This window comes from Paraclostridium benzoelyticum, assembly GCF_001006285.1.
In the GTDB taxonomy this organism is placed as follows: Bacteria; Bacillota; Clostridia; order Peptostreptococcales; family Peptostreptococcaceae; genus Paraclostridium; species Paraclostridium benzoelyticum.
In genome coordinates, this window is record NZ_LBBT01000367.1 from 1 (window position 1) to 1276 (window position 1276).

A 1276-nucleotide genomic window follows, 5' to 3' on the forward strand; every position below is an offset into this window, starting at 1 on the left:
AAATATAATAAATTTTATAGAAACAAATACAGATGCAGAAATTATTAATATTGATGAAGATGTATTAAATATATAGAAAAATTAAAAATAGTGATAATTAAGAATATATTTCATATTTATGAGAAATCTAATTGTAGTATATATTAAAAAGGAGTTTTTGTCATAATGAAAAAAACATTTATATTAACTGCAATTCTAACTTTACTATGTACTACAATTACCTTTTCACAACCTAGCGAACATGTAATGTCGTCCGTTAAAGATTTGATTAGAGTACAGAATGACTTAGATATGATTATCAAAAAAATTATTTCTTGTGAGTATGATAAAGTATCTATGGAAAAGACTCTTAAATTTGATGGGGAGATTTTAAGTAGTATATTTAACAAATGTAATACTAACTACATTAAGGGAGATTCAAATCTTGTAAGAAGAGAAACAGATACTATTTTTTACATTGCCTCAATATATAGATTATCTATAAATGGAATTTTACTTTATTTAGAAGATAAAAATAATTACGAAGCTTATTTTTTAGATTCAGTAGCTCAATATAAAGGAGGAAGCCTTGCATTAGATCAATTTAGGCAAACTTTAGAAAGAGTATATAAAATTAAAATATAAAAAAGCTAATTTAATTAAATTAGCTTTTTTATATTTTAATTTTATATACTCTTTCTAAAGTTTGCCTAAATTGATCTAATGCAAGGCTTCCTCCTTTATATTGAGCTACTGAATCTAAAAAATAAGCTTCGTAATTATTTTTATCTTCTAAATAAAGTAAAATTCCATTTATAGATAATCTATATATTGAGGCAATGTAAAAAATAGTATCTGTTTCTCTTCTTACAAGATTTGAATCTCCCTTAATGTAGTTAGTATTACATTTGTTAAATATACTACTTAAAATCTCCCCATCAAATTTAAGAGTCTTTTCCATAGATACTTTATCATACTCACAAGAAATAATTTTTTTGATAATCATATCTAAGTCATTCTGTACTCTAATCAAATCTTTAACGGACGACATTACATGTTCGCTAGGTTGTGAAAAGGTAATTGTAGTACATAGTAAAGTTAGAATTGCAGTTAATATAAATGTTTTTTTCATTATGACAAAAACTCCTTTTTAATATATACTACAATTAGATTTCTCATAAATATGAAATATATTCTTAATTATCACTATTTTTAATTTTTCTATATATTTAATACATCTTCATCAATATTAATAATTTCTGCATCTGTATTTGTTTCTATAAAATTTATTATATTT

2 protein-coding genes are annotated in these 1276 nt (G+C 22.7%); one reads left to right on the forward strand and one right to left on the reverse strand.

All coding sequences use genetic code 11. The features are described from left to right. The first annotated feature begins 165 nt into the window (after positions 1–165). Positions 166–624, forward strand: coding sequence for a hypothetical protein (locus VN21_RS17730; RefSeq protein ID WP_046824447.1), 459 nt, complete (start codon positions 166–168; stop codon positions 622–624). A 28-nt stretch (positions 625–652) separates the two neighbouring features. On the opposite strand, the gene VN21_RS17735 is transcribed toward VN21_RS17730, so the two are convergent. Continuing rightward, positions 653–1111, reverse strand: coding sequence for a hypothetical protein (locus tag VN21_RS17735; protein ID WP_046824447.1), 459 nt, complete (start codon positions 1109–1111; stop codon positions 653–655). Positions 1112–1276 lie beyond the last annotated feature (165 nt).

Excerpts from the sequence above, each read along its gene's own strand:
- VN21_RS17730 (WP_046824447.1), top strand. The coding sequence starts at position 166 with ATGAAAAAAACATTTATATTAACTGCAATTCTAACTTTACTATGTACT.
- VN21_RS17735 (WP_046824447.1), bottom strand. The coding sequence starts at position 1,111 with ATGAAAAAAACATTTATATTAACTGCAATTCTAACTTTACTATGTACT.